Origin of the sequence: Melissospora conviva (assembly GCF_049523535.1) — a bacterium.
Taxonomy (GTDB): Bacteria; Actinomycetota; Actinomycetes; order Mycobacteriales; family Micromonosporaceae; genus Melissospora; species Melissospora conviva.
Map to the genome: position 1 here is coordinate 137,565 of NZ_JBLLDT010000001.1, position 22,605 is coordinate 160,169.

The 22,605-nt window shown below is 72.3% G+C and carries 20 protein-coding genes; 7 read left to right on the forward strand and 13 right to left on the reverse strand.

Going from position 1 to position 22,605, the window contains the following annotated elements; translation table 11 throughout:
- Positions 1 to 76 precede the first annotated feature (76 nt).
- From ACK8GG_RS00715 to ACK8GG_RS00725, 3 genes are all read right to left on the reverse strand, one after another.
- Positions 77 to 1,639: an AMP-binding protein gene (locus ACK8GG_RS00715; RefSeq protein WP_440354489.1), complete on the reverse strand. Its 1,563-nt coding sequence runs from the start codon at positions 1,637 to 1,639 to the stop codon at positions 77 to 79.
- A 97-nt stretch (positions 1,640 to 1,736) separates the two neighbouring features.
- A complete protein-coding gene (locus tag ACK8GG_RS00720; protein WP_440351445.1) occupies positions 1,737 to 2,951 on the reverse strand; it encodes an acyl-CoA dehydrogenase family protein in 1,215 nt (404 codons plus the stop codon).
- 5 nt (positions 2,952 to 2,956) lie between these two features.
- Positions 2,957 to 3,409: an SCP2 sterol-binding domain-containing protein gene (locus ACK8GG_RS00725; protein ID WP_440351446.1), complete on the reverse strand. Its 453-nt coding sequence runs from the start codon at positions 3,407 to 3,409 to the stop codon at positions 2,957 to 2,959.
- Positions 3,410 to 3,480: 71 nt separating this feature from the next.
- On the opposite strand from ACK8GG_RS00725, the gene ACK8GG_RS00730 reads away from it, so the two are divergent.
- The gene (locus tag ACK8GG_RS00730) at positions 3,481 to 4,119 is read left to right on the forward strand and encodes a TetR/AcrR family transcriptional regulator (RefSeq protein WP_440354488.1); all 639 of its coding nucleotides are present in this window, start codon (positions 3,481 to 3,483) and stop codon (positions 4,117 to 4,119) included.
- 103 nt (positions 4,120 to 4,222) lie between these two features.
- Here the strand turns inward: ACK8GG_RS00730 and ACK8GG_RS00735 are convergent, their stop codons facing one another.
- Genes ACK8GG_RS00735 through ACK8GG_RS00745 form a run of 3 tightly spaced genes read right to left on the reverse strand, consistent with a single transcriptional unit; the run spans position 4,223 to position 7,235 of the window.
- Positions 4,223 to 4,843 (reverse strand): DedA family protein, encoded by a 621-nt coding sequence (locus ACK8GG_RS00735; protein WP_440351448.1) that lies wholly within the window; start codon positions 4,841 to 4,843, stop codon positions 4,223 to 4,225.
- Between the two features lie 2 nt (positions 4,844 to 4,845).
- Positions 4,846 to 5,874 (reverse strand): MaoC/PaaZ C-terminal domain-containing protein, encoded by a 1,029-nt coding sequence (locus ACK8GG_RS00740; protein ID WP_440355269.1) that lies wholly within the window; start codon positions 5,872 to 5,874, stop codon positions 4,846 to 4,848.
- Positions 5,874 to 7,235, reverse strand: coding sequence for a 3-oxoacyl-ACP reductase (locus ACK8GG_RS00745; protein ID WP_440354486.1), 1,362 nt, complete (start codon positions 7,233 to 7,235; stop codon positions 5,874 to 5,876). The genes ACK8GG_RS00740 and ACK8GG_RS00745 overlap by 1 nt, the downstream gene beginning before the upstream one ends.
- 58 nt (positions 7,236 to 7,293) lie before the next feature.
- Here ACK8GG_RS00745 and ACK8GG_RS00750 point away from each other — a divergent pair, with 58 nt between their 5' ends.
- Positions 7,294 to 8,586 carry an acetyl-CoA C-acetyltransferase gene (locus tag ACK8GG_RS00750; RefSeq protein ID WP_440355270.1) on the forward strand — a complete coding sequence of 431 codons (1,293 nt, stop codon included), beginning with the start codon at positions 7,294 to 7,296 and terminating at the stop codon, positions 8,584 to 8,586.
- Between the two features lie 132 nt (positions 8,587 to 8,718).
- Here the strand turns inward: ACK8GG_RS00750 and ACK8GG_RS00755 are convergent, their stop codons facing one another.
- The 5 genes from ACK8GG_RS00755 to ACK8GG_RS00775 form a co-directional block, all read right to left on the reverse strand.
- Positions 8,719 to 11,616 carry a VWA domain-containing protein gene (locus ACK8GG_RS00755; protein WP_440355271.1) on the reverse strand — a complete coding sequence of 966 codons (2,898 nt, stop codon included), beginning with the start codon at positions 11,614 to 11,616 and terminating at the stop codon, positions 8,719 to 8,721.
- Between the two features lie 94 nt (positions 11,617 to 11,710).
- Entirely contained in the window at positions 11,711 to 12,619 is a 909-nt protein-coding gene (locus ACK8GG_RS00760) for a hypothetical protein (protein WP_440355272.1), read from the reverse strand.
- Positions 12,620 to 12,630: 11 nt separating this feature from the next.
- Entirely contained in the window at positions 12,631 to 13,989 is a 1,359-nt protein-coding gene (locus ACK8GG_RS00765) for a hypothetical protein (RefSeq protein WP_440355273.1), read from the reverse strand.
- Entirely contained in the window at positions 13,982 to 14,293 is a 312-nt protein-coding gene (locus tag ACK8GG_RS00770) for a DUF6403 family protein (protein ID WP_440355274.1), read from the reverse strand. The genes ACK8GG_RS00765 and ACK8GG_RS00770 overlap by 8 nt, the downstream gene beginning before the upstream one ends.
- A 126-nt stretch (positions 14,294 to 14,419) precedes the next feature.
- Positions 14,420 to 14,929, reverse strand: a complete 510-nt coding sequence (locus ACK8GG_RS00775) for a GNAT family N-acetyltransferase (RefSeq protein ID WP_440355275.1) — start codon at positions 14,927 to 14,929, stop codon at positions 14,420 to 14,422.
- A 133-nt stretch (positions 14,930 to 15,062) separates the two neighbouring features.
- On the opposite strand from ACK8GG_RS00775, the gene purB reads away from it, so the two are divergent.
- A complete protein-coding gene (gene purB / locus ACK8GG_RS00780) occupies positions 15,063 to 16,487 on the forward strand; it encodes an adenylosuccinate lyase (protein WP_440355276.1) in 1,425 nt (474 codons plus the stop codon).
- Between the two features lie 49 nt (positions 16,488 to 16,536).
- On the opposite strand, the gene ACK8GG_RS00785 is transcribed toward purB, so the two are convergent.
- Positions 16,537 to 16,998, reverse strand: coding sequence for a YbjQ family protein (locus tag ACK8GG_RS00785; protein WP_440355277.1), 462 nt, complete (start codon positions 16,996 to 16,998; stop codon positions 16,537 to 16,539).
- A gap of 134 nt (positions 16,999 to 17,132) precedes the next feature.
- Positions 17,133 to 17,816, reverse strand: coding sequence for a S1 family peptidase (locus ACK8GG_RS00790; RefSeq protein WP_440351459.1), 684 nt, complete (start codon positions 17,814 to 17,816; stop codon positions 17,133 to 17,135).
- A gap of 244 nt (positions 17,817 to 18,060) precedes the next feature.
- Here ACK8GG_RS00790 and purS point away from each other — a divergent pair, with 244 nt between their 5' ends.
- From purS to ACK8GG_RS00810, 4 genes are read left to right on the forward strand one after another with little or no spacing between them, the layout of a single operon-like run.
- Complete coding sequence (gene purS / locus ACK8GG_RS00795) at positions 18,061 to 18,318, forward strand: phosphoribosylformylglycinamidine synthase subunit PurS (protein ID WP_440355278.1); 258 nt, start codon at positions 18,061 to 18,063, stop codon at positions 18,316 to 18,318.
- On the forward strand, positions 18,315 to 18,998 hold the full coding sequence (gene purQ, locus ACK8GG_RS00800) for a phosphoribosylformylglycinamidine synthase subunit PurQ (protein WP_440351461.1): 684 nt from the start codon (positions 18,315 to 18,317) through the stop codon (positions 18,996 to 18,998). Before purS ends, purQ begins: the two co-directional genes overlap by 4 nt.
- Before the next feature lie 23 nt (positions 18,999 to 19,021).
- Positions 19,022 to 21,727: a phosphoribosylformylglycinamidine synthase subunit PurL gene (gene purL, locus ACK8GG_RS00805; protein ID WP_440355279.1), complete on the forward strand. Its 2,706-nt coding sequence runs from the start codon at positions 19,022 to 19,024 to the stop codon at positions 21,725 to 21,727.
- 5 nt (positions 21,728 to 21,732) lie between these two features.
- Positions 21,733 to 22,488: a 2-phosphosulfolactate phosphatase gene (locus tag ACK8GG_RS00810; RefSeq protein WP_440354476.1), complete on the forward strand. Its 756-nt coding sequence runs from the start codon at positions 21,733 to 21,735 to the stop codon at positions 22,486 to 22,488.
- Positions 22,489 to 22,605: the final 117 nt, after the last annotated feature.

Here is a 22,605-nt window from a genome sequence, read left to right on the forward strand (position 1 = left end):
GGCAGTCGTGCCTCCACGACGGCGGCGCGGACCGGCCCGGTAAGGCCGGCCCGCGCCGCCGTGCGCGGCTGTCGGGTCAGCTGCCTGCTGCCCGCAGCTCGCGGGCGAGGATCTTGCCGGTGGCGTTGCGGGGCAGTTCGGCGATGAAGTGCACCTCGCGGGGCACCGAGAAGCGGGCCAGGTAGTGGCGGACGTATTCGCGGACCGCCTCGGCGTCGAGGCTCTCGCCGGGGTGCAGCACGACGTATGCGACCAGGCGCTGGCCGTACTGGTCGTCGGGGACGCCGATGACGGCGACTTCCCGGACCTGCGGGAGCTGGGCGAGCAGGTTCTCCACCTCGCCGGGGAAGACGTTCTCCCCACCGGAGACGATCATGTCGTCCTCCCGGCCGTCTACGTGGAGCAGGCCGTCGGCGTCGAGGTGGCCGAGGTCGCCGGTGCTGAGCAGCCCGTCGAGGCTTTCCCGGCTGGTGCCGGAGGTGTAGCCCTCGAAGAGCATCTCGTTGCCGACGAAGATCCGCCCGACTTCTCCGGTGGGGACCGGCTTGCCCTCGCCGTCGAGGATCGCGAGCTTCGTGCCGTACGGGGGGCGGCCGGCGGTGCCGGGGTCCTTGCGCAGGTCGGCCGGGGTGGCGATGGAGGCCCAGGAGACCTCGGTGGAGCCGTAGAGGTTGTAGATGACGTCGCCGTAGACGTCCATGAAGCGGGTTGCCAGGGTGCCGGGGAGCGCGGAGCCGCTGACCGCCACGACCTTGATCGGGGGCAGCCGCTTCGGCGGTTCGACCTCCAGGATCCGCTGCAGCATCACCGGTACGGCGAAGAGCGCGCCGCACTCGTGCCGGTTGAGCGCGCGCAGCGTCTCGGCGGGATCAAAGCGCCGCTGCAGGACGATGGTTGCCCGCAGCGCGAAGGAGACCTGCAGGGCGGCGTAGCCCCAGGTGTGGAAGAGCGGTGCGGCGATGAGGATGTTGTCCTTGGCGTGCAGCGGGATCCGGTCGATGATGCTGATCAGCGGCCCGAAACCGCCCGGGGTGGGGCGGCGGGCGCCCTTCGGGGCGCCGGTGGTGCCGGAGGTGAGGACGATGATGCGGCCCGGCCGGTCCGGCGGGGTGACCTTGCCCGGCGGTGCGTTGCCGATCAGGTCCTGCTGGGTGCGTTCGTCGATGCGGATGACCTCGGCCGGCAGGCCGGCCACCCGGTCGGCGAACTCGTCGTCGTGGACGAGGGCGCGCAGTTGCTGCTCCTCGGTGACCTGGGCGAGCTGAGTGGCGGCCAGACCGGTGTTGACCAGTACGGTGTCCGCGCCGAGCATGGTGGCGGCGAGCACCGTCTCGATCAGCCCGGCGTGGTTGCGGGCCATCACGCCGATGCGGTCGCCCGGAGTGATGCCGACCCGGCTGCGCAGTGACCGGGTGAGCCGTTCGGCGTGCAGCAGCAGCTGCCGGTAGGTGATCTCACCGCGTTCCTCGTCGACTATCGCGACGAGGTCGGGTTCGCGCGCTGCGGCCTGGCGCAGTTCACCGGCGAGGCTGAAGCCCCAGCGGCGCAGTGCGTTGAGCTGGCCGGGAATGCGGTGCGGGGCGGTCGGCCCCAGCATGCCGCGGCGCGCCATGGTGGAGGCGAGGAACAGCGGGTTCATTGACGGGCCCTCCGTTCGGGTGTGCAGAAGGGCCCCTTCTGGTCGCCGTTCGGGTCAGCGGGAAGGGGCCCTTCCAGGGGTGGACGGTGCCGGGGGATCAGCGGATGTACATACCCGAGATCGCGCGCGAAATCACCAGTCGCTGAATCTCGGAGGTGCCCTCGAAGATCGTGTAGATCTTGGAGTCGCGGTACCAGCGCTCGACCGGGTGCTCCCGTACGTAGCCGGCACCGCCGAGGATCTGGACGGCCTTCTCGGTGACGGCCACGGCGACCTCACCGGCCTTGAGCTTGGACATCGAGCCCTCGCCGGCGGTGAAGGGGCGGTTGTTGCGCCCCATCCACGCCGCACGCCAGACCAGCAGCCGGGCCGCGTCGATCTCCATCTTCATGTCGGCCAGCGCGAAGGCGATCGACTGGTTCTCGATGATGGGGCGGCCGAACTGGACCCGGTCCTTGGCGTACTCCAGGGAGTACTCGTAGGCGGCGCGGGCCACGCCGAGCGCCTGCGCGCCCACGGCCGGACGGCTCAGTTCGAAGGTCTTCATCGCCGCCTGGCCGGAGCTCCGCTTGCCCGAACGGGCCCGGTCGAGGCGCTCCAGCAGCGCTTCGCGGCCACCGAGCAGGCAGCTGCCGGGGAGCCGTACGTCGTCGAGGAAGACGTCGGCGGTGTGCGAGGCGCGCAGGCCGAGCTTCTTGAGCTTGCGGGTGGAGGCGAAGCCCTTGGTGTCCGGCGGGATGATGAAGGCCGCCTGACCGCGGGAGCCGAGTTCGGGTTCGACGGAGGCGGTGACGACGTGCACCTTGGCGATGCCGCCGTTGGTGGCGTACACCTTCTGGCCGTTGAGGACCCACTCGTCGGTGGCTTCGTCGTAGACGGCGCGGGTGCGCATGGCGCCGACGTCGGAGCCGGCCTCCGGTTCGGTGGTGCAGAAGGCGCCGACGGCGGGCTCGTCGACGCTGCCGAAGCACTGCGGGACCCACTCGACGAGCTGGTCGGGGGTGCCGGAGCCGTAGATGGCGGCGACGGCGAGGTGGGTGCCGAAGATGCTCAGGGCGATGCCGGCGTCACCCCAGAAGATCTCTTCGTTGGCGATGGGGAGCGAGAGCCCGGTGGGGTCGGCCCAGCAGTTGGCGACGAACTCGAAGCCGTAGAGGCCGATCTTGGCGGCCTCCTGGATGATCGGCCACGGAGTCTCCTCGCGGGCGTCCCACTCGGCGGCGGCGGGCCGCACGACCTCTTTGGCGAAGCCGTGCAGCCAGTCGCGCATGTCCCGCTGTTCCTCGTTCAGGTCGAGCGAGAAATCAGTCATGAAAATCAGGCCTTCGGGATGTCGAAGAGGTTGGCGATGTTGGCGGCGAGACCCAGGTCGCCCTTGGCCTTGAGCTTGCCGGTCATGAACATCATCACCGGGTTGGCGCCACCGGAGACGATCTTGAGGAACTCGACCGGGCCCATGGTGAGGGCGAGCTTCGGCTCGTGCTGCGGGGTCTCGTTGACGGTGCAGACGCCGTCGGCGATGACGACCTCGTAGAGGTCGCTGCCGCCGTCGGGGCGGTCGGTGATGTTCCAGTGGATGACCGCGTTGGCGGAGCCGGCCCGGTCGGCGCGGAACATCGACGGCATCCGGCGGAAGACCTCGCCGAGGACCTGGTCCCGCAGGTCGCTCTGCATCACCTCGCGGATCTTGTCGTCCGGCGTGGACTTGACGATCTTTGCGAACTCCTTCGGCTCCACCGTGGAGAAGGTCGCGGGATCAAAGTCGGTCATGGTGGTGGCCCTCCGGTGTGGCGTTACTTACTCCGGCGTAACCTTACGGGCGAGTAGGTATGCTTGCAAGAGTGTCCACCTCTCCCACGTTCAAGCGGCTGCCGCGGGCGGTCCGTGAGCAGCAGATGCTCGACGCGGCCGTGCAGGTCTTCTCCCGGCGCGGCTTCCACGCCGCCGGCATGGACGAGATCGCCGAGCTCGCCGGCATCTCCAAACCGATGGTCTACGCCTACCTCGGCCCCAAGGAAGACCTCTTCGTCGCCTGCATCCGGCGCGAGGGCACCCGGATGATGGAGGCGATCGCGGGCGAGGTCGCCCCGGAACTCCCCCCGGACCAGCGACTCTGGCGGGGACTGCGGGCGTTCTTCGGCTTCGTCGGCGCGCACCGCGACGGCTGGGCGGTCCTCTACCGGCAGGCCCGCGGCGAGCAGCCCTTCGCCACCGAACTCGCCGGCATGCGCACCCGGGTGGTCGAGGTGGTCAGCGCGATGCTCGACAGCGCGCTGCGCGCCCAGGGGCGCGAGATCGGCCGTACGGATCTGGAGGTTGCCTCGTACGCGCTGGTCGGGGCGAGCGAGTCGCTCGCCGACTGGCTCGCCGACCACCCCGACGCCGACCCGGAGAAAGCCGCCACCCGGATGATGAACGTCGCCTGGCTCGGTGCCGGTGAGCTGCTCCGCGGCGCGGTCTGGCGCCCACCGGCATCCTGACCTGGCCGCTCGCCTGGGGTCGGTGCGCGCATTGGCGGCTCGCTTGTCGGAATCGGCGCGCCCGTGGCGTGGCTCGCCGGGGGTTGTCGCCTGTGGCGTCCGGTCAGCCGCCGGTTCCGGCCCGCGAGCGATGGCGGGCAAGTAACCGGCGGGTCAGCTCCATCAGCAGGGCGAGCCCGGCTGCCAGCCCCAGGCCGAGCAGGAGCGCCCGGCCGGGGCTGTGGCCGAAGGTCCGCCCGCCGAGATAGCCGAGCAGCCCGCAGTAGACGCCCCAGGTGATCCCGGCCGCCAGGTCGAAGAGGAAGAACGGCCGGCGTGGGTAGCCGAGCGCGCCCATCGTCAGGGTGACCGCGGTCCGCCCGCCGGGGACGTACCGGGCGGTGAGCAGGATGGTGCCGCCGCGCTGCTCCAGGGCACCCCGCGCCCACTCGGCCCCCGCCCGCCGCCGGCTGCTCCGCGGCAGCCGGCGCAGCCGCCGCTCGCCGCCGGAAGCGCGCCCGAGGGCGTACGAGATGTGGTCGCCGAGGACCGCGCCGGCCGCCGCGGCGGCGATCACCAGCACCAGGTCGGGCTGGCCGCCGGCGGCGAAGACCGCCGCGGTGATCACGGCGGTCTCGCCCGGCACCACCGGGAAGAACGCATCCAGCGCGGCGATCCCGATGATGAGCAGGTAGACCCAGCCCGAAGTCATCGTCGCCTCGAGCAGGCCCAGCAGCGAGTCCATGCCTACATGTTTCCGGTGCTCCCCCTCGTCATGCCTGCTTCCGCCGAGACCGATCCGGACAGGTGCGGCTTTCCGCTGCGGACGTCGTGCAGCGCGAACCCGCCCGGCGCCAGCCCACCGGGGCGCGGGGTGGCGCCGAGCGGAGTCGCCGCCAGGGCCACCGTCGCCGGGAGCAGGATCGGCAGCTTGAACGCCACGTCGACGGTGTACGCCTCGGGCAGCCGCTCCTCGATCGCCGCCAGGCAGCGGGCCTTGCTCCACATGCCATGCGCGATCGGCCGGGGGAAACCGAAGGCCCGCGCCCCGATCCGCGAGGTGTGGATCGGGTTGTGGTCACCGGAGACCGCCGCGTACGCCTTCGCGACGGCGGGTTCCACCCGCCACCGGGCGGTCGCCGCGGGCGGTGCCGGCCGGTCCTCGCCGCGCCGGCCACCGCGTCGGGCGTCGCCGCCCGGAGCGGTCTCGCGCCGATCGCCGGACGTGGCGCCGTCGGCCGGGCCGTCCGTGCCGGCTGCGGCGCCGTCCGCCGAACCGCCCCGGCGCAGGTACGTCGAGACGTCGTCCCAGACCACCTCCCCGTCGATCGCGGCGGTGACGACCAGGTCGAACTGCCGGCCCCGCTCGTGCGGGCGCAGGTCGGTGGCGTACCCGGTGAAGGTCAGCCGCTCGCCGGCGTCGATCGGCCGGCGCACGGTGATGCGGTTGCCGACGTGCACCAGCCCGACCACCGGGAACGGGAAGCCCGGCGCGGTCATCAACCGCATCGACAGCGCCGCCGACATCACGTGCGGGTACGTCGCCGGTAGCGTGTCGCGCAGCCGGAAACCACAGACCCGGTCGTACGCGGCCAGGTGTGCCCGGTCGACGGCGACGTCGCGGACCACCACCTGAAGCGGGGGCAGGTGCGCGCCGCGCGCCGCGCCGACGCCGGGCAGCAGCGACATCGCGGCCCGCCGGTAGAGCGGCCCGGTCGCCGGCATGGCGGGAAGCTCCAGCACCTCGGGGCCGGCTGCGGTCTCGGTCGCCGACATCACGCCCCCAGCAGGCTCTGGCCGCAGACGCGTACGACGTTGCCGCGCAGCCCGGACGAGGCCGGGGAGGCGAACCAGGCGATGGTCTCCGCCACGTCCACCGGCAACCCGCCCTGGGACATGCTGTTCATCAGCCGCCCGGCCTGGCGGATCATCAGCGGGATCTGGGCCGTCATCTTCGTCTCGATGAAGCCGGGGGCGACGGCGTTGACGGTGATGCCGCGTTCGGCCAGCACCGGGGCCATCGACTGCACCAGCCCGACCACGCCGGCCTTGGAGGTGGCGTAGTTGGTCTGGCCGCGGTTGCCGGCGATGCCGGCGATCGAGGAGACGCCGATGATCCGGCCGCCGGCCGGGATCAGGTCGCGCTCCAGCAGCATGTCGTTGATCCGCTCGGTGCTGCTGAGGTTGACGTCGATGACCGAGTCCCAGCGGGCGGCGTCCATCTTGGCGATGGTCTTGTCGCGGGTGATGCCGGCGTTGTGGACCACCACGTCGACGCGGCCGTGCCGCTGCGCCAGGTGGTCGGCGAGCCGGGCCGGTGCGTCGGCGGCGGTCAGGTCCAGCTGCAGCGCGGAGCCGCCGATGTCGTTGGCGACCCGGGCGAGGTCCTCGCCGGCGGCGGGGACGTCCAGCGCCACCACGTGGGCGCCGTCGCGGGCCAGCACCTTTGCCAGCGCCGCGCCGATGCCTCGGGCCGCCCCGGTGACCAGGACGACCTTGCCGTCCAGCGGGCGGTCCCAGTCGGCCGGTGCGGTCACCTGGGCGGGGTGGATCCGGATCACCTGCGCCGAGACGTACGCCGAGCGGCCGGAGAGCAGGAAGCGCAGTGTCGACTCCATCGCCTGCTCGGCGCCGGCGCTGACGTAGACGAGCTGGGCGGTGATGCCGCGGCCGAACTCCTTGCCGATGCTGCGGGTCAGCCCTTCCAGGGCCCGCTGCGCGGTGGTCTCCCGGGGTGTTGCGCACTCCTCGGGTGGGGTGCCGAGCACGATCACCCGGCCGGAGGGGACCAGCGAACGGGCATGGGGGTGGAAGAAGTCGTACAGCGCGCGGAGCGCGGTCGAGTCGGTGATGCCGGTGGCGTCGAAGACCAGCGCGCCGTACCGGGTGGGGGTGGTCGTCTCGGCGTCGGTGGCCGCCGCGGTGAACTCGCGGATCTCCACGCCGGCCGCGGTGAGCAGCTTCGCCGCTTCGGCGGCGAGGCGGCCGCCGGGCGCGGCGTGCAGCAGCACCGGGGCGGCCACGAGCGGGTCACCCGGCGTGTGCCGGCGCAGTCGGGGCGGGTCGGGCAGGCCGAGGCGCTTGACGAGGAGGCGGCCCGGACCTGACTGGACGAAGCTCGCGTACTTGTCACTCATAGGCGTAGCCTACTGGCGAGTAGGTTAAGGGCAACCCCAAAGTTCAGGAGGCTGGACCGTGCAGACCATTCGTCGGGTCGCGGTGATCGGCGGCAACCGCATCCCGTTCGCCCGTTCCAACTCGCGTTACGCGAGCGCGTCCAACCAGGACATGCTGGCCGCCGCGCTGGACGGGCTGGTAGCCCGGTTCGGCCTCTCCGGCGAGCGCCTCGGCGAGGTCGTCGCCGGCGCGGTGCTCAAACACTCCCGCGACTTCAACCTCACCCGCGAGGTGGTCCTCGGCTCCAAACTGGACCCGCACACCCCCGCGTACGACATCCAGCAGGCCTGCGGCACCGGGCTGCAAGCCGTCATCCAGGTCGCCAACAAGATCGCCCTCGGGCAGATCGACTCGGGCATCGCCGGTGGCGTCGACACCGCCTCGGACGCCCCGCTCGCCCTCAACGAGCAGATGCGCCGCACGCTGATCGAGGTCAACTCCGCGCGTACGCTCGGCCAGCGGCTCAAGGCCGCCTCGAAACTGCGGCCGCTGCAGCCGTTCAAGCCGGAGATCCCGCGCAACGCCGAACCGCGTACCGGGCTGTCGATGGGGGAGCACGCGGCGCTGACCGCGCTGCGCTGGGAGATCGACCGGGCGGCCCAGGACGAGCTGGCGCTCGCCTCCCACCACAATCTCGCCGCCGCGTACGAGCGGGGCTTCTTCGACGACCTGGTAACGCCGTACCTGGGGCTGTCCCGGGACCAGAACCTGCGCGGCGACAGCACCCTGGAGAAGCTCGCCAAGCTCAAGCCGGTCTTCGGCACCAAGGGGCCGGACGCCGAGCGGGCCACCATGACCGCCGGCAACTCCACCCCGCTCACCGACGGCGCCTCGACGGTGCTGCTGGCCAGTGAGGAGTGGGCCAAGGCGCACAACCTGCCGGTGCTGGCGTACTTCAGCCACTCCGAGACCGCCGCCGTGGACTTCGTGCACGGCGACGAGGGGCTGCTGATGGCCCCCGCGTACGCGGTGCCGCGGATGCTGGCCCGGGCCGGGCTCTCGCTGCAGGACTTCGACTACTACGAGATCCACGAGGCCTTCGCCTCGCAGGTGCTCGCCACCCTCGCGGCCTGGGAGTCGCCGGAGTTCTGCAAGTCCAAGCTCGGTCTGGACGCCCCGCTCGGCGCGATCGACCGGACCAAACTCAACGTCAACGGCTCCTCGCTGGCGGCCGGGCACCCCTTCGCCGCCACCGGCGGGCGGATCGTGGCGACCCTGGCGAAGATCCTCGCCGAAAAGGGCTCCGGCCGCGGCCTGATCTCCATCTGCGCCGCCGGCGGCCAGGGCGTCACCGCGATCCTGGAGCGCTGACCGCAGGCACCCGCCGAACGGGCGCCGCAGCGGACAGGCGGTGCCGGCCGGCGGAACGCGCAGCGGGGTCACGACCGTGTGGTCGTGACCCCGCTGTGTGGTGCCGGATCAGCCGGCGCTCAAGCTCCGGATTCAGCCGGCGCTGAAGATGCGCCGTCGGCGGAGGGTGGCGACCAGCAGCACCAGGCCGGCCAGGACCGCGCCGAGCCCGGCCTGGGCCGCCTGCGGCAACATGCTGCTACCGGTGACCGGCAGCGCCCCCTTGCGGTTGGCGAAGGTGCAGACAACCTCCTGCCCTGGCTGCAACGTCACGGCGTCGTCGACCACCGGCACCTGCCCGCCGTCGCCCTGCACGCAGTCGATCGAGCTCAGCCGGTAATCCTCCGGCCCGCCGGTCTCCGAGAGCGCGTACGCCACGTTGCTCCGCGCCTCGACCCCGGTCACCTCGGGGCTGCCGGAGCTGCCCTCGATCGCCGCCCCTTCCGACGGTACGGCGCGCAGCGTCCAGGCCGCCGGGTCCGCGTCACCGGTGACGACGTCCTTGACCAGGGTCAGCAGCGGGGCCACGTCGGAGTTGGCGAAGGTGCAGGTGATGTCCTGCCCGACGTCAGGCGTCAGCACGTTGCCCGGTGTCGGCAGCGGTTCGGTGGTGCCGGTGAGCACGCAGGTGACGCCGGTGAAGTCGTACCCGGCCGGCCCGTCGTCCTCGGTGAGCGTGTACGCCACGTTCGGGACGGCCTCCACCCCGGTCACCGACGGCTCGCCGCTGCGGCCACTGATCGGCGTCGCGGTCTCGGTCTGCTCCGGGGTCGCCTCAAGCAGCCAGTCCGTCGCCGTCGCGGTGCCGCCACTGGTGTTGTCGACCTCCTTGACCAGCGTCAGCGTCGCCGGCTCGGCGGTGTTGGTCGCCGTGCACGAGGCCTGCTGGCCGATGGTCAGCACGACCGTGCCGTTCTCGCCGCCGATTGTCGAACCCGGCTCGTTGGGGTTGAGGGAGCAGAACCAGCTGCCGGTCGACGGCGGGACGATGACCGCGCCCGGGACGACGTCCTGGGTGTAGCCCGGGACCGACGATTCACCCATCGCGATGACGACGTCCGGCGGGACCTCGCTGGTGACTCCGGTCGTGCCGCTGAAGGCCGGGTCCGGGCTGGGCCCGTCCGGCAGGTACGCCGACAGCGTCCACGACGTCGCCGGCTCCGGCTCGCCGAACGGGTTGACAACGGACTTGAGCAGGGTCAGCTCGGTGACACACTCGACAATGTTGACCACCTCGAAGGTGTTCAGGCCCGCGACGAGGGTCTCGGTGCCGGTGCCGGTCGTGTCCACCGTGCAGCCGGTGGGGAGCAGAGCTTCGTCGATCGTCTCCCCGATGGTGACGTCGTCACCCGCCAGGTACCCGGCGTAGACGGTCGACCACTGCGGGTCGGTCTGCCCGGTGAGTTCCAGATCGGCCTGGAACTGCGCCGGCTGGAGCGGATCGTCGTACTCCACGTCGTTGATGATCCAGGTCTTGTCCACGCGTACCGAGGCGATCTGCTCCTCCGCCTCGTTGATGACCGTGCAGCTGACGATGCCGTTGACGGTGGCGGTGACGTTGAAGCCGAGCGCGCCGTTGTTGGTCACGGCCACCGGTGCGCCGTCGGCCGTGCAGGCGGCATTGAAACCATCCTGTTGGATGAGGGTGAAGTTCGGCTGCAACGTCTCGGCGAAGGTCACCTCCCGGGTCTCGTCATTGCCGAAGTCGACGCTGAAGCTGACCGCGCCGGTGCCATTGGCGGTCTGACCGCTGGCCGGGGTGACGTCGGCCGAGGTGGTGCTGAAGGTCCAGCCACCGGTCGGCACGGCGTCGTCGACGGTGCCGCCCGCCGGGATCACCTGCTTGACGATGTTGACCGTGCCGGCGCAGGTGGCGAGGGCGATGTCGCGGAACACGTCGGCGAGTTCGGCGAAGTCGGTCTGGACGTAGTCGCTGCCCTCGACCGGGCCGGAGATGGCCTGGAGGTTGGCGGTGCTGCCGCTCAGCCCTTCGCCGACGCCGACGACGACGACCTTGGTGCCGTCGGCCTTGACCGCGTTGGCGGAGAAGATTCCCTGCTCGATCTCGGTGAACCGGGTGAAGTTGCCGGGCCCGGACCCGGTGGGGCCGGAGACGGTCGGGTTGCCGTCGGTCAGCATCACCACCGCGTCGAAGTCGGCGACGGCGGCCGCGACCTGCCAGAGGCCGTCGTCCCAGTTCGTGGTGCCGTCGGCGGTCAGCGCGTCGACGGCGTCGGTGACGATCGCGGCGCCGGCGGGGGTCGAGACGGGGGTAGAGGTGAGGATCTGGCTGCCGGTGTCGGAGAAGGAGAAGAGCGCGATCTGCGAGGGCGTGCCAGTCAGCGCGTCGACGAAGGTGTTGGCGGCGTCCTTGACGGTGTCGAGGAAGGGCTCGATGGAGCCGGATACGTCGATGAGCAGGGCGATGTTCAATCCGCAGGACTCCGGCAGGTCCGGGTTGTCGCGCGCGTCGGCCCAGACCGGACCGCGAGCCGTGGGATTCGAATTGCCCGTGGTGAGCTGGGGGAACTGGTACGACACGCCGGCGAGGACCCCGCCGGTGAACACGCCGTTGTAGTCCCTCTCGGTGGGGTCGTCGCCTCCGACGTTCAGGTCGCCGACGATGTCCCACCCCGCGGGTGCGCTCTGCTCAATGATCCAGTACCCCTGGCCCCCGCCGGAGCGGGGCGTGGCGTCCACGAAGCAGGAGCCGTCGGCACCGGTGGTGCAGGTATAGGTGGGGATGGCGCCGGGTGCCGGACGGGTGCCGGCGGTGCCTGCGAAGAAGCCGAACGTGGCTCCGGCGAGCGGCGCGACGGTCTGCGGGGCGTCGCGGTCACCGCCCTTGTTCACGACGAGGGTCGCCAGATTCGGGTCCTGCGCGAGCGCCGGTGGCGCCGCGCCGAGGAGGGGAGTCATCGTCATCGCGATGACCAGGGCGGCGAGCATGCCGCCCAAACGTCCTGTCTTCTTCCGCAAGCTACTCTGCATGCTGGGAAGTTATCATTTGGCAGTATAGATGCTGCCTTATTTGGTTATGTCCGATATGCCGTGTGTTCAGGCGGCCTAGCCGAGCGGGTCCCCGTTACCGCGCGGCGAGCTCCCGGCACCGTCTGCTCAGCGCCTCGACCTCGCGCGTCAGCCGGTCCAGGTCGGCGTCGTCCAGCGGCCGGCCGGCCGCGTCGGCGAGCAGGCCCGAGTAGTCAGCCGCCAGATTCCGGTATGTCGTCTCGTGCCGCCGCCCTCCACGGCCCGCAGGGGTGAACCGCTGGTCCAGGTCGATGATCTGTTCGGCGACGGCGGTGACGGCCGCGTCCAGGACCTTCCGCCGGTCGGTGGCCACGTCCTGCCGGACCTGCCGCGCAGCGGCCAGGCGCCCGGCCCGGCGCGCCGTCGCCCAGACGGCCGCCGCGCCGATGACGACGGCCAGCACCGCCGCCGCCGCTATCAGGTAACGCGGCAGCGCGGGGCTCACTGTGCGGGCGCCGTCCGGGATGGTGCCGACCCGCACCAGCAGGTCGTAGTTGACCACCACGACCTTGAGCGCCTCCAGCGGCCTGCCCGCCATCGCATCCACGCCGCGAGCGATGATCTCCTCCGCCGCGAGCGCCCGGCCGAAGTGCTCGTCGTCTGAATTGATCAGGAAGCAGGCGTACCGGTCGTAGCCGTCCCCGGTCGGCGTCAGGACCAGCACGAGGGTGCCGGCGGCGGCCCGTCGGACCTCGGCGCAGGCGCCGCGCCGGTCGGCCCCGGGCGGGAGCATCAGCACCACGAGCCGCCGGTTGCCGATGATCTGCTCGGCCGCCGCACGGTCCACGTCGACGCCGGGCGCGACGTAGACCGACCCGGTCCGTACCTGCCGGGCCGCCGTCGAGTCGCCGACGCCGGCCGACCAGAGCGCCCAGCCCGCCAGCAGCACGCAGGCCAGCGTGGTCATGCCGAAACCGGTGGCGAGGAACGCCGTCAGCCGCACCCGCAGCCCGCCCCTGCTCATGGCCGGTCCTCTCATGACGGGTCCTCCCGGTGCAGCGCGCCGGGCCGGTAACCCGGGAAGTCCCGGGCCGCCTCGTCCAGCTCGTCCGCGGCCCGGTCGAGCAACCGCCGGACCTGCCGGGGCGGGGCCGCCTCCGCCAGCGCCTGCCGTGCCGCTTCCAGCATCACGATGCCCCGGGCCAGCGCCGGATCGCCCTGCCGGCCGGTCAGGCCGGAGAGCTCGAAGGCGACCGCGGTGAGGGCGGTGAGCCGGGCCGATCCGCTCGACCGCGGTCCGGACGCCGATGACGCCGTCCGGACCGGACGGCGCAGCGACCGGGCGGAGAGGACGAGGAAAGCCACCACGCAGCCGGCGAAGATCCACGGCAGGGCGGGGAGGGTCACCCGCAGCGGGTCGAAGGGCGTGTACGGCAGCGGCCGGTCGAAGAGCCCCGCGTACCGCAGGTCGGTCACCCGGGCGAGGTACGCGCCGAGCACCTGGTCCTGGCCGTACTCGTACCGGCTCAGCCGCTCGCCCAGGTGGGCGTAGAGGTTGGTCGCCGCCAGGTCGGCGAACTCGGTCGCGCCGGGGCCGTGGTACTCCACCCAGGACCCGTACAGCACGACGATCGGCCGGTCCGGGAAGAGCTCGGCCAGCGCCGGGCCGTACCGGGGCAGGGGCCGGCCGTACGCCTGCCGGGGCAGCGCGACGTAGAGCGCGTCGGCGTCGGGGAAGGCGCCCGCTCCGGCGGTCGGCACCCCGGTCAGGGTGGCGCCGGCGGCGGCGTGCCAGCCGGCCGTACGCAGATCGGCGGCGACCGTCTCCACCTCGGCGCGGCTCGGCTCCCGCCACCTGAGCGTGTCCACATCGGAGTGCCCGGAGCCTTCGGTGAGGGCCGTCACCAGATGCGCCAGCTGGTCGGTCACGTCGCCGGTGGCGAGCTGGGCACGCCAGCCGGGGATGGTGTCGGGGACGCTGCGATAGATGCCGCCGGTGACATCGGTGCCGTAGATCCGCACGTCGGCGTTCTCGACGGCCCGGACCTGCTCGCGCTGCTCCTCGTCCAGACCCGGTGGGGCGACGAGGATCCGCAGATCGGCGTCGCCGATTGCCGCCCGGACCCGGTCGGTGTCCCAGTGCGCGATCGCGCCGGGCAGCCGGACCACCTTCTCCGCGGCAACCAGGGCGGTCATCTCCGCCACCGACGGCAGTGTCGCGCCGCCGGGCCCGCCGGCGGCTTCCCGGTCGGCCGTTCGCGTCGGTGACTCGCCGTAGCTGACCTCGGCGCTCTGCTGCTGGACGGCGAGGAAGACCACCAGGACGCCCACGGCGACGGCGAGCAGCAGCCAGCGCAGGCTCCGGCGCAGGATCTCCCCGGCGCGGCTACGCATCGGTGTCCCCGCGCCACATCCGGTCCGCGCGACGCGCCTGTTCGGCGGCGGTGGCGGCCGCCGACGGCCCGCCGCCGGCGGCGACGATCAGCTCGGCGCGGTGCAGCAACTCCTCGGCGGCCGGGACCGGCTCCGGCGCGGCGTCGCGGCTGATCGCCGCGCTCTCCACCGCGGCCCGCGCCGCCGTCCAGGCCGCCGCCCGCCGGGCCTGCCGGGTGCGCAGCGCGGGCAGCAGCCCGGCCGCGAAGCCGGCGCCGAGCAGCAGCAGGAGACCGGCCGGCCAGATCAACCAGGAGAGGGACATGGCCGAGCCGTCAGCGGAGCCCGGGAGCAGTGATCATTGGGGCGAGTGTAGGCAGGGGACGCCACCGCGCGCCCGCCGGCGGAGCGCGGGCGGCACGACGGGCTCCAGTTCAGCCCGTCGCTGCGCTCAGGTGAGCCCGTCGCGGGTGTCGACGACCCAGTGGTTCGCCCGCAGCAGCCGGCCGGCGAAAGGCTTGTCCTGCTCGCCGAGCAGCCGGAAACCCAGGGTGCGGCAGATCGCGTTCGAGGCAACGTTCGTGGTCGACGGGAAGGCGTGCACCTCACCCCAGCGCTCCTCCTCGTGGGCCTCCTGGAGCAGTTGGCGTACCGCCTGCTTGCCGAGGCCGCGCCGCTGGAACTCCGGCAGCACCATCCAGCCGATCTCGGAGAACGGGGCATCCTCGGACTCCTGGGTCCAGAGGACGACCGAGCCGGCCACCACCGCCGGCGCCGCCGGGTCGGGCACGATCATCCGGATCCAGGCGGTGTCCGCCAGGGCGGCGGCGACGTCGTGCCGGACCCGCTCGCGGATGCCGGCCTGCGGCAGCGGGCCGCCCAGCTCCGCCATCATCACCGGGTCGCACCGTATCCGCACGTACGCATCGACGTCCCGCAACTCCACGTCCCGCAGCAGCACGGTGCCCCCTCGATCGCCGGTCGGCCATCTGATCCAACGACCCGCGGCGGCCCGCGGTGCGCGGGGCGGCGCTGGGGCGCGTACCCCAGGACCGGCGCTCCGGTGCCCGCCGGGGGTGCGGAACAATGGCGGCGTGACGCGCATCCCGAACGTTCTCGCCACCCGGTACGCCTCGGCCGAACTGGTCGAACTCTGGTCTCCGGAGGAGAAGATCCGGATGGAGCGGCGGCTCTGGCTGGCGGTGCTGCGGGCCCAGCGCGACCTCGGGGTGCCGCTGGGCGACGGGGTGCTCGAGGCGTACGAGTCGGTGCTCGACCGGGTCGACCTGGCCTCGATCGCCGACCGGGAGCGGGTCACCCGGCACGACGTGAAGGCCCGCATCGAGGAGTTCAGCGCGCTCGCCGGCCACGAGCACGTGCACAAGGGCATGACCTCGCGCGACCTCACCGAGAACGTCGAGCAGCTGCAGATCCGCGCCTCGCTGGAGCTGATCCGCGACCGGGTCGTCGCCACGCTGGCCCGGCTGGCCCGGCTCGCCGTCGAGCACTCCGACCTGGTGATGACCGGCCGCTCGCACAACGTCGCCGCGCAGGCGACCACGCTCGGCAAGCGCTTCGCCTCGGCCGCCGAGGAGCTGCTGATCTCCTACGAGCGCCTCGACGAGCTGATCGCCCGTTACCCGCTGCGCGGCATCAAGGGCCCGGTCGGCACCGCCGCCGACCAGCTCGACCTCTTCGACGGCGACGCCGGCAAGGTCGCCGAGCTGGAGCAGCGCGTCGCCGCGCACCTCGGCTTCGCCCGGGTGCTCGACAGCGTCGGGCAGGTCTACCCGCGTTCGCTCGACTTCGACGTCGTCGCCGCGCTGGCGCAGACCGCCGCCGCCCCGTCGTCGCTGGCGACCACGATCCGGCTGATGGTCGGCCAGGAGCTGGCGACCGAGGGCTTCAAGCCCGGCCAGGTCGGCTCCAGCGCGATGCCGCACAAGATGAACACCCGTTCCAGTGAGCGGGTCAACGGCTTCGCCGTGATCATCCGGGGTTACCTGTCGATGGTCGGCGAGCTCGCCGGCGACCAGTGGAACGAGGGGGACGTCTCCTGCTCGGTGGTGCGCCGGGTCGCCCTGCCGGACGCCTTCTTCGCCGCCGACGGGCTCTTCCAGACCTTCCTGACGGTGCTCGACGAGTTCGGGGCGTACCCGGCGGTGATCAACCGGGAGCTGGAGCGCTTCCTGCCCTTCCTGGCGACCACCAAGGTCCTGGTCGCGGCGGTTCGCAAGGGCGTCGGCCGCGAGCTGGCACACGAGGTGATCAAGGAGCACGCGGTCGCCGTGGCGCTGGGGATGCGGGAGCGGGGCGCCCCCGTCAACGACCTCTTCGACCGGCTGGCCGACGACTCCCGGCTCGGTCTTACCCGCGCCGAGATCGACGAGCTGGTCGCCGACCGGGCAGCCTTCGTCGGGGCGGCGCCGGCGCAGGTGCAGGCGATCGCCGACCGGGTCGCCGCGGTGGTCGCCGCCCACCCGGAGGCCGCCGCCTACAGCCCGGCGCCGATCCTCTGACCGGCGCGACCGCCGGGACCTGTGGTGTGCCGCCGGGTCCCGGCGCCCGCTAGTCGCGCGGGGTGGGCGTCTCCAGTGACGTCCCCTGCTCGGGGGCGCTCGCCGGTGCGGCCACCCCGGCCGGTTCATGCTTGATCGGTCCGGCCTGGGCCGTCTCGGCCGCGATCACCGGGGTGTCCGGCCGCGGCGGCGGTACCGGCAGCTGCGCGGCGATCACCGCCGTGCCGTACGCGCAGATCTCCACCCAGGTCTCGCCGGCGCGCCGGCAGTCGAAGCGCATTCCGACCACGGCGTTCGCGCCGAGCCGGCGCGCCTCCTCGCCGAGCCGCACCACGGCGTCCATCCGCCAGCGGGTGAGGTTCTCGGGCGCCTTTGGGTCGTAGTCACCGCCCCGGATGTTCTTGACGCCTTCACGGAACGGGTTGCTGGTGCGGGGCTCGGACCAGACGACCTCGCCGATGAGCTGCCGGATCTCGTAGCCCGGTAAATGGTCGGTCGTGACGATGAGCACTCGTTGATGCTGGCATGAACCCTTCGTCAAGGTTCGCGAACCTTGTTCGCCTGCCCGGATGGCGCAAAACCGCGCGGCGCGGACTCCCGGCCTTAAACCGGTCGTCCGCGCCGCAACGGTACGGGCCGCGGGCGTCAGACGCCGGAGACCGAGGTGATCCACGCCCGGTTGTACGCGACGCTGCCGTAGTTCTGGATGTTGGAGCCGTCCGCGGTGGAGGCGACGCCGACCTGGGCGCCGTTGTAGAACTGCGGGCCGCCGGAGTCGCCACGCCAGGCGTTGCCGTTGATCCGGGTGCTGCGGATCGCCCGGCCGCCGTACGCGTCGGTGACGTTGGTGCTGGTCACCCGCACGGTGGCGGTCTTGAGCACGGTCGAGGCCGAGCAGCCGCTGTAGCAGGTCATGCCCCAGCCGTAGATCGAGTTGGTGGAGTTGACCGGCGGGTAGGCGCTGCTGAGCGTGACGTAGGTGGTGCTGACCGGGCTGGCCAGGCGCATCAGCGCCAGGTCGTAGCGGGTCGAGGTCGACACGACGGAGCGGGTGACGCCGCCGGAGGTGCGGTTGACGCTGCCGACGCGGACCGACATGGTGCCGCTGACGCAGTGCCGGGCGGTGAGGACCCACTCCGGGGCGATGATCGTGCCGGAGCAGGTGAAGGAGCCGTTGCTGAGCACCGCGGCGGCCCAGGGCGCCGACGAGACCGTGCCGCCACCGATGATCGGGTCCGGGCCGGCGGGGGCGGCCGGCGCTGCGGAGGGGGCGACGAGGACGCCGACGACGGCGGCGGCGGCCAGCGACAGCAGGGGACGAATGCGCATGAAGTCCTCCTTTGTGGGGGTGTCCCACACGCTAGGAGGCGCCCGATTCATTTACAAGAATCAACGTCTTGAATGATTGATACGAACTGGGTCATACCGCCGCGGTGGTGCTCGACAGGAGGGCGGTCAGCTGCGGGAGGGCCGCCCGGGCGGTGCGTCGACCGGCACCTGTGGCAGGTAGTCTTGACCACGCTCGCCCGTTGTGGGTCGGCACCCGTCTGCGCACAGAGTCAGGAGTGCCCCAGTGCCTCGCGTCGTAGTCGACGTCATGCTCAAGCCCGAGATTCTCGACCCCCAGGGCCAGGCCGTCGCAAACGCGCTGCCGCGGATCGGCGTCGACGACGTCGCCTCGGTGCGCATCGGCCGCCGGATCGAGATCGAGTTCACCGGTGAACCCGACCTGGACCGGGCCCGGGAGATCGCCGACAAGCTGCTCGCCAACCCGGTCATCGAGGACTTCACCGTCACGCTGGCCGACGACACCGCGGAAGTCGGGTCATGACCGCTCGGATCGGGGTGGTCACCTTCCCCGGCTCCCTGGACGACGGTGACGCCGCCCGGGCGGTCCGCATCGCCGGCGGCGAAGCCGTCCGGCTCTGGCACGGTGACCCCGGCCTCCACGACGTCGACGCGGTGATCCTGCCCGGCGGCTTCTCCTACGGTGACTACCTGCGCTGCGGGGCGATCGCCCGCTTCGCGCCGGTGATGGAGTCGATCGTCGACGCCGCCCGGGGCGGCCTGCCCGTGCTCGGCATCTGCAACGGTTTCCAGATCCTCTGCGAGGCGCACCTGCTCCCGGGCGCGCTCACCCGCAACCTGCACCTGCACTTCCGCAACCGGGACCAGGTGCTGCGCATCGAGTCCACCGACACCGCCTGGACCCACGCGTACGGCGAAGGCCAGGAAGTGCTCATCCCGGTGAAGAACGGCGAGGGCCGCTACGTCGCCGACACGCGCACCCTCGACGAGCTGGAGGCCGAGGGGCGGGTCGTCGCCCGCTACCTGGGCGGCAACCCCAACGGCTCCGACCGGGACATCGCCGCGATCACCAACGCCGCCGGCAACGTCGTCGGCATCATGCCCCACCCGGAGCACGCGGTGGAGGCGCTCACCGGGCCGTCCCTCGACGGCCTCGGGTTCTTCACCTCGGCTCTCAAGCACCTCACGGGGGCGTCGGCGTGATCCGGCGCGACGAGGAGATGTCAGTGACCAGCCAGCCCGCACTCGACGCCCACGACCCGGCCACCGCCGGGCCGGACACGGTCGAGCAGGCCGCCGCCACCCCGCAGGACCCCCAGCCGTACGCCGAACTCGGTCTGCTGCACGACGAGTACGAGCGGATCCGCCAGATCCTGGGCCGGCGTCCCACCCAGTCCGAGCTGGCGATGTACTCGATCATGTGGAGCGAGCACTGCTCCTACAAGTCGAGCAAGGTGCACCTGCGCCAGTTCAGCGAGAAGGCCCCGCCGAGCGCCCGGCTGCTCGCCGGCATCGGTGAGAACGCCGGTGTCGTGCAGATCTCCGACGAGCTCGCCGTCACCTTCAAGGTCGAGTCGCACAACCACCCGAGCTACGTCGAGCCGTACCAGGGCGCGGCGACCGGGGTCGGCGGCATCGTCCGGGACATCCTCGCCATGGGCGCCCGCCCGGTCGCGGTGATGGACCCGCTGCGCTTCGGCGCGGCCGACCACCCGGACACCGCGCGGGTGCTCCCCGGTGTCGTGGCCGGTGTCGGCGGGTACGGCAACTGCCTCGGCCTGCCCAACATCGGCGGCGAGGTCGTCTTCGATCCCTGCTACCAGGGCAACCCCCTGGTCAATGCCCTCTGCCTGGGTGTGCTGCCGGTCGACCGCCTGCAGAACAAGGCCGCCGCCGGTCCCGGCAACGTCGTGGTGCTGATGGGCGCCAAGACCGGCCGCGACGGCATCGGCGGCGTCTCGGTGCTGGCCAGCGCCACCTTCGAGGAGGGCAGCGAGAAGCGCCGCCCTTCCGTGCAGGTGGGCGACCCGTTCATCGAGAAGCTGCTGATCGAGTCCTGCCTGGAGCTCTACGACGCCGGGCTCGTCGTCGGCATCCAGGACCTCGGTGGCGCCGGGCTGACCTGCGCGCTGACCGAGACCGCCGACGCGGCCGGCACCGGCATGCGGGTCTGGCTGGAGCGGGTGCCGCTGCGCGAGCCGTCGATGAGCCCGCACGAGATCCTGGCCAGCGAGTCGCAGGAGCGGATGCTGCTGGTCGTCGCGCCGGAGAAGCTCGACGAGGTGCTCGCCATCGCCGACAAGTGGGGCGTGCTCGCCACCGCGATCGGCGAGGTCACCGCACCGGCGCCGGACGGCAGCCCCGGCCGGCTGCTGATCACCTGGCACGACCACCTGGTGGTGGATGTGCCGCCGGGCTCACTCGTCGACGACGGGCCGGTCTACGCCCGACCGATGCGTGAGCCGGCCGACCTGATCCTGCTGCAGGCCGACCGGGCCGAGACGCTGCCGCGTCCGGCGACGCCGGAGGCGCTGCGGGAGACCGTGCTGCGCATGATCGCCTCGCCGAACCTGGCCGACAAGAGCTGGGTCACCGAGCAGTACGACCGGTACGTGCTGGGCAACACCGTGCTGGCGCAGCCGGAGGACTCCGGTGTGATCCGGATCGACGAGCGCACCGGCCTCGGGGTCGCCCTCTCCCTCGACGGCAACGGCCGCTACGCGCGGCTCGACCCGTACGACGGGGCGCGGCTGGCGCTGGCCGAGGCGTACCGCAACGTGGCGGTCACCGGTGCCACCCCGATCGCCGTCACCAACTGCCTGAACTTCGGCTCGCCGGAGGACCCGGGCGTGATGTGGCAGTTCGCCGAGGCCGTGCGCGGCCTCGCCGACGGCTGCGCCGAGCTGGGAATCCCGGTCACCGGCGGCAACGTGAGCTTCTACAACCAGACCGGCGCCGCGCCGATCCACCCGACCCCGGTGGTCGGTGTGCTCGGCGTGCTGGAGAACGTCGCCGAGCGGGTGCCGATGGGCTTCCAGCCTCGCGGCGGCAACGACCACGACCTGATCTTCCTGCTCGGCGAGACCCGGGCGGAGCTCTCCGGTTCGGAGTGGGCGTGGGTCACGCACGAGCACCTCGGCGGCGTGCCGCCGCGGGTGGACCTGGAGCGGGAGCGGGCGCTCGGGGCGCTGATCGCCGCCGCGGGTCGGGTCGGGCACCTCACCTCGGCACACGACCTCTCCGACGGCGGCCTGGCGCAGGCCCTGGTCGAGTCCTGCCTCCGGCGCGGCATCGGCGCCCGGATCGCGCTGCCCGAGGACCACACCGAGGGCACCCTGCCCTTCGTGTACCTCTTCAGCGAGTCGACGGCGCGGGCGCTGGTCTCGGTGCCGCGCGGGCACGACAAGGCGTTCGCGGCGCTCTGCGCCGAGTACGGCGTGCCGTTCACCCCGCTGGGCGTCACCGACCCGGCCGCCGGGGTGCTGGAGATCCGTGACCAGTTCCAGATCGGTCTCGACGAGCTGACCGAGGCGTACACCTCGACCTTCCCGCGGCTCTTCGGCGCGGTGGAGTCCAGTGCGGTGGAAGCCGCCCGGGTGAACACCGCCCCGGTGGAGTCCGGCGCGGTGGAGTCCGCGACCGTGGTGGACGACTTCGTCGGCGACCAGTCGGCGCAGCCGGCCGGTGCGGAACCGGTCGCCGAGCAGCCGGCGGCCACCGCTGCCGGTTCGGCCGTGGCTCCCGCCGACGCCGACGCCGATGTGGACGCCGACGCCGACGCCGACGCCGATGTGGACGCCACCGACGAGGCCGGTGTGGACGCCGCCGCAACCGCAGGGTCCGACGTGCACGCCGATGCGCCCACTGTCACTGCCGACGTGGACGTTGCGGCGGCGGAGCCGGAGCGGGCCAAGGGCCCGGACGACAACTAGAGACGGTGACAGGCCCGGTCCACGCTCAGCCCGGCGCCGGAGTTCGCTTCGAATGGGGACTCGCGGGTGCTGCTGAGCTGAGCCGGGCCTGTGCCGTACTCGTTGTTGTCGATGTTCTCTCCTTCACCACCGCAGTCGACATCGCCGTCGGCCGGGGCATGCGGGTGCACCCGTTCCCCTGGGGTGAGCAGGCAACCGACTACGCCGCCCGGATCGGCGCGGCGGTCGCGGTCGGCCGCCGCGACATGACGCCGCAGCGGCCCTGGTCGCTCTCGCCGGCAGCGCTGCGCGCCGCGCCGGTGGTGCCGGACCTGGTGCTGCCGAGCCCGAACGGCTCGGTGATCTGCGCGGCGGCGAGCGCGACCGGGCTTCCGGTGATCGCCGGCAGTCTGCGCAACGCACCCGCCGTCGCCCGTTGGCTGATCGGCCAGGGGTACGGCTCGACCGCCGCCCCGATCGGGTTGGTCGCCTCCGGCGAACGCTGGCCGGACGGCACCCTGCGCCCGGCGGTGGAGGACCAACTCGGCGCTGCGGCGATCATGGACGAGCTGGTCGGCGCGACCGGCGATCTCTCCGTGGAGGCAGCGGTGGCGCTGGCCGCTTTCGCCGGGATCCCGGATCTCTCCGCCGCGATCCACGGCTCCGTCTCAGGGCGGCTGCTGCTCGAGCGGGGCTTCCCGGCCGATGTGGATCTCGCCTGCCGCCACGGGGTCTCGCGCACAGTGCCACTGCTGCGAAACGGCGCGTTCTCCGTCGCCTGAGTCGCCCGCGAACGCCCGGATGTGGAAGCGGGCCCCCCCCGGGGGGGGGGGGGGCGGATACCCGGTAGGGGCGGGGGGTATGAGGGGCGGCGGGCGGGGCAGGGGGGCGACCCCGCC

Excerpts from the sequence above, each read along its gene's own strand:
- ACK8GG_RS00720 (WP_440351445.1), bottom strand. The coding sequence starts at position 2,951 with ATGACTGATTTCTCGCTCGACCTGAACGAGGAACAGCGGGACATGCGC.
- ACK8GG_RS00765 (WP_440355273.1), bottom strand. The coding sequence starts at position 13,989 with ATGCGTAGCCGCGCCGGGGAGATCCTGCGCCGGAGCCTGCGCTGGCTG.
- ACK8GG_RS00760 (WP_440355272.1), bottom strand. The coding sequence starts at position 12,619 with ATGAGCAGGGGCGGGCTGCGGGTGCGGCTGACGGCGTTCCTCGCCACC.
- ACK8GG_RS00790 (WP_440351459.1), bottom strand. The coding sequence starts at position 17,816 with ATGCGCATTCGTCCCCTGCTGTCGCTGGCCGCCGCCGCCGTCGTCGGC.
- ACK8GG_RS00770 (WP_440355274.1), bottom strand. The coding sequence starts at position 14,293 with ATGTCCCTCTCCTGGTTGATCTGGCCGGCCGGTCTCCTGCTGCTGCTC.
- ACK8GG_RS00725 (WP_440351446.1), bottom strand. The coding sequence starts at position 3,409 with ATGACCGACTTTGATCCCGCGACCTTCTCCACGGTGGAGCCGAAGGAG.
- ACK8GG_RS00740 (WP_440355269.1), bottom strand. The coding sequence starts at position 5,874 with ATGTCGGCGACCGAGACCGCAGCCGGCCCCGAGGTGCTGGAGCTTCCC.
- ACK8GG_RS00735 (WP_440351448.1), bottom strand. The coding sequence starts at position 4,843 with ATGGACTCGCTGCTGGGCCTGCTCGAGGCGACGATGACTTCGGGCTGG.
- ACK8GG_RS00755 (WP_440355271.1), bottom strand. The coding sequence starts at position 11,616 with ATGCAGAGTAGCTTGCGGAAGAAGACAGGACGTTTGGGCGGCATGCTC.
- purQ (WP_440351461.1), top strand. The coding sequence starts at position 18,315 with ATGACCGCTCGGATCGGGGTGGTCACCTTCCCCGGCTCCCTGGACGAC.
- ACK8GG_RS00745 (WP_440354486.1), bottom strand. The coding sequence starts at position 7,235 with ATGAGTGACAAGTACGCGAGCTTCGTCCAGTCAGGTCCGGGCCGCCTC.
- ACK8GG_RS00715 (WP_440354489.1), bottom strand. The coding sequence starts at position 1,639 with ATGAACCCGCTGTTCCTCGCCTCCACCATGGCGCGCCGCGGCATGCTG.